Annotated in this window: 1 pseudogene; it reads right to left on the bottom strand. The window is 45.8% G+C overall.

Annotated features, from left to right (window positions below):
* Positions 1 to 4,939 (bottom strand): annotated as a pseudogene (locus A3750_RS09830) (hypothetical protein); the annotation flags it as partial.
* Positions 4,940 to 5,001 lie beyond the last annotated feature (62 nt).

Here is a 5,001-nt window from a genome sequence, read left to right as displayed (position 1 = left end):
GAGTATTAGGTGGATTCGAAACATCAAAGCCATAGTTAACCAAGGTATCAGGATCATAAAGATACTCATATTCGTACTCCTCAAGATCAGACACACCATCGCCATCCGTATCCGTGCTTAACGGGTTCGAATAGAAAATACGCGGATCGCCACTAACGTTGAACTCGAGATCGTCCGTTAACCCATCACCATCCGTATCCGTCTGATCACCTCGAGTCCTAATTAAGCCCATCGGCACGCTATTGTTTGCGCAATCAACGACATCAACGTTCGGATTGTTACCTTGCCGCTCTCCAAAATCACTGAGGCCATCACCGTCCGTGTCTGTTTCGTCGGGATTTGTGGTGTAATAAGGTTGGTCTGCAACAAACGTCGGTCGAACCTCCTCGAAATCGCTCAACCCATCACCATCGGTGTCGCTTAGGTTTCTATCCGCGCCGAACAACGCTTCTTCCCAATCAAAGAGCCCATCTCCATCGGAATCAATAATGGAAGATTTTCCGTCTACGGCGTCTTTTGGATCAAGAAAAGCGGTATCGTTTTCCACTAGGTCTGACAGGCCGTCGCCATCCGTATCAACAAGCAAGGGGTTCGACAGATAATCCGCGATGTTGCGGTTGGCAGCACCATCAATTTCGACAAAATCCGTCAAACCATCGCCATCTGAATCCGCTGAATAAGGATCCGTTCCATGGACTTCTTCTTGCGCATTCGTTAACCCATCTCCATCAAAGTCTGACGAGCCATCGTTGTCTTGAACATCTAGCACTCCATCTAGGTTGACATCCTTACTGATGGCGGTATTGGGATCAGTACCGAGCACAAACAACTCAAAGTAGTCGTTCACCCCATCACCATCTTTATCAGCATCAAATATATCCGTGCCATAAAGATTCAACTCTTCCAAATTCGTCAACCCATCTGAATCACAATCTTCATTACCGTCGGATACATCATTAGGATCCGAGTCGCTATTGAATTCATCTGGATCGAGCGGGCAGGATCCGGGGTTAACACTGCCAAATTCCAATTCTTGTTGATCGGTCAAACCATCGTTATCCGAATCTACCTTGTAACCAGCAAGCGCTGAGCTAAGTTCATCCGCTTCTCGACCATCGCTAAGGCCATCACTGTCGCTATCAACAAGGTAGTTACTGATATCACGGTATGCATCAAAGCTGTCTAACACGCTTTGCCCACCCAACATTGTATTTGCATCGCCCGCATTGGCATCATCAAAACCGGCATATTCCTCATACCACCCAGGAATATTGTCGCTATCACTGTCTCCGACCTGGAAGCGCGAAAATTTTATGTAGCCTGTGGATGGTGAACTTGGATCATCATATGCGCTTAATAACGCTGCATCTTCTTGTGCGGCAATAAGAACAATCGGGTTCTGTACAAATCCATCTCGCGTGTAAGACCAATAATCGTTCGGTGCGTTCGGGTCAGGAATAAACTTTATGACTAATTGCTGTTGGCGATTAGTGGTAACTGTTTGCAGATCCGTACTGCCTACTTGAAGCGCCTGAGTGAACTTAAGCTCACTCTCTGCATTAGCTGCTAGGAATTGCGATGTAGCAGGCAGATAGATGTGACCAGACCCAAAACGGATTCTTTTATTGCTAAGAGAGTTATCCACAAGTAATGGGCCATCTAAATCTAACCCATCTGGATTGAGATTTTGTGGGGATACTTGACTCGAAGCTGACGATGGATTGCGGAATTCATAAGCAGAAAAAACAATTGGATCTTCTAAAACCCACAGCTTGCTCTTTACTGCCGGATCATCCCAAACACCATTTGAAATTGAAACGGTACCGACTAACGACGACTCAAGAGAATAGCTCGTCTTATTAAAGAAATGCTGAGTGTATGTTCCGCCAATATCGTTGCTTTCTACAATCAGGTAAGAACCCTGATCTAGAACAGCGGTTACTGGTTCGCCAGAAGGTAAAGTGAACGCATTAACGAACGCAGGCGTCGCTCCTGATAGATCGTACTCTCGAACCAAACCATCATCAAAGCCAACATAAAGCGTATTATCGGAGCCCGGTTCCGCACCGAACGCCATGCTAGTCACGATACCGTTCAATAAGGTATTGGGAATGGGCTCTAGGTAGTCCCCGCTTGTTCCATCCATTAGATAAACGAGCGATAACTCTGAGTCGGAGAGCGCCACCTTAGATGACGATGAATTCTCACTTGATGCAACGATGCCAGGACGTTTACTAAACAACCAGCTCGCGTAGCATGTGCCTTCGGGTATTGGCGAATACCCTTCCCGATATCGATAGTCGGCTAAGTCACCCAAATCAAGCCGATTAACCGGCGCGTCGGTTAGCTCAGCACCGTCTAAAACACCATCGGTGTTAGTATCATCCGAACGAGGGTCGTAGTTATTGTGAACCTCAAATCCATCGCTCAATCCATCCCCATCAAAGTCAGTACTATTGCCTTGACCGCTTCTAGCCTCTGTCTTAGTTATTTGCACCTCTACTGCATCAGAAAGGCCATCACCATCGCTATCAGGATCAGTTGGGTCTGTACCTAAGACGTTCTGTTCATAACCATCTTCCAAGCCATCTTGGTCTGTGTCAGCAACATTTGGATTCGTATTTAGCGCATACTCGTCCGCATCGAGAATACCATCTCTATCAAGATCTCTCTTTGACAGATCCGCATCGTTGAAATCGACAAAATCGTTTTCATCTGTTGGATCAGACCCTCGAAGTCGAATCTCATAATAATCACTATTACCATCATTATCAGAATCTGCTGCAAACAGGCTTAATCCTGAGAACGTTGTCGCTCGAAGCTTGGACTCTTCCAAATCCGTCAAACCATCCAGGTCACTATCGGCACTTCGCATATAAGACTTGATAGACGTATTTACCAGATCAAGTTCTTCCAAATTTGCTAGGCCATCTCGGTCAAAATCGTCCGGTATGCCTTGCCCTACTGCGCTGCAAGCAGGATCAAATATAAAATAATCTTCAGAGTTTCGAACTCCGTCACCATCAAAGTCTTCATCTGACTCGGCACCGAAACCATAGCCCAAAACAACTGGTTGCTCAGCGGGAAGCCTGTTAGGGCCCACTAAATTATCATCAGATGGATCGATATCGTGAAGATAAAACTCAATCGTGTCTCCTACAAGGTCTCCAGCTGTCTCATAAAACGACAGTGTAAAGTTTTCGCCTCTTTGACCATTTTTCTCCCAAACAGGTATAAAGTTATCGAAGACCTGAGAGGCAAATGCGTTATTGACAGATAATGAGCTACCGAGGGGGGCATAGGACTGATCAATCTCAAAGGCAGAATTATTTAGATCGACTACTGTTGAGCCTGCGACCGAAGACTGAGTAATTCCCCTCTCACCATCAATATCAAACGCATAAAAAGCCGATAATGTTTGGCCGTATTCTAGCTCAAGATCAATTGTCGGTAGCGTATAAATTGCGCCATCAGCATCGGTAACGAGCGATCCATCAACAATCCACTGTGGCGTAAAATACTTAGCCAAAAACTGATTATTGGCGAAGGAGTTCAAATCAAGCGAAGCCGAAACAACACGATCAACGACCGAAACGCTGCTGTAAACAGGAACTAGGCCTGTCGGAGCACCAATTTTTAGCGCCGTCATTTGATCTAACGATGCGACAACATCTCGGGAGTTATCAACCTCGTCATCAAGCTTAAAACTAATTGTTGCACGAACTATATCTCCGAAAGCAGTGACACCCGAAGGGAACGAATAAGGAGCAGAGGTCGAAAGCATTACATCACGAAAAAATGCGGTCGTCGCGTCATTCAGTTGCCACCGAACCTCTATAGCACCAGAAAGGAAACTAAGCCGGTCCTCGAACTCAAAGTTGATACCGTCCCCGGGCAAGAATGCATCAACGCTAAAGCTAAAATCATTTAAGCCTATAACCGGAGCTGCAGCTTCCGTAAGAAAATCCCCCTGAGCGTCGCGAAGAGTAACAACCAGATAATCTTTTAACCTCACCTGCCCACTCGAAAGAGTTAGCCCTTTGTTCTCGGTATTTAATGCTGATACGTCTTCAACGATATATTTGTCGACACCGTTGATACTGGTAAGGGACCGGCGTTTTATAACCCAATCAGCCTTTAATTCATCTGAAAGAGAGACCGGAGTTGCTCCCAAAAATAAGCTGACCTTTTCTCCCGGCGACAATGCCTGTGAACCACCAAAAGTCAGTTCGACGGTATTTCCAGCAGAATCAAAAACAAGTACGTCGTCGCTAACAGCAGAAAGCAAAGATTTATAAGAAACAAACAAGAATCCGTCAATTAAACGTGCTTTAGCGTCGCTAACAAAGTTCTCTCGCGCTTTCACGAAGCTTTCAAAAGACTGAGAGACAAAATCATATCTGTCGATTTGACCATTCTCATAAATAATGAACAAAGCATTATTGACCGTATCCGAAACAAGTACATGAGGCTTGTATGTGCTAGAAACATCCAAGCCCTTCTCTGCAGGTAGGCGCAATACTTCATTACGATTGAGTTCCGTCGATTCAATAATCAAAAGCGACAAAGAGTCATCAATGAAAGCTTCGATACCAAGCCCCGCATCTGAATGGATTGGCGTCGTTAATCCGCGATCCGTCTTAAATGTCGACAGACATACTCTTAAAGAAGGCGTCCGGCGAAGGCCTGACGTATCTACTAAACCTGCGCCCTGCCCTAGCGCTTCACCAAAAGAGATAGTCTCATCCAAAGAACTACATGCGGCATCTCCGGGAACAGCATCATCGCTGTCTGCAACACCGTCGCCGTCACTATCGCTATCGACGCCGGCAACGATGGATAGAATGCTCTTCGATTCGTTGGATCCGGAACTTGTCACAAAAAGCTCATACTCTTTCCCATATTCAATAGAAAGAGAGTTAGTGGCGCCCGTTTGCATTGCACTAACACCCTGTTTATTGCGATCACTCCAACGCGTAAAAAGATCTCCGTTTAAAAGCG

This window comes from Oleiphilus sp. HI0079 (assembly GCF_001635105.1).
Note: the sequence above shows the minus strand (reverse complement) of the source record. Positions and strands in the feature narration are given on the sequence as shown.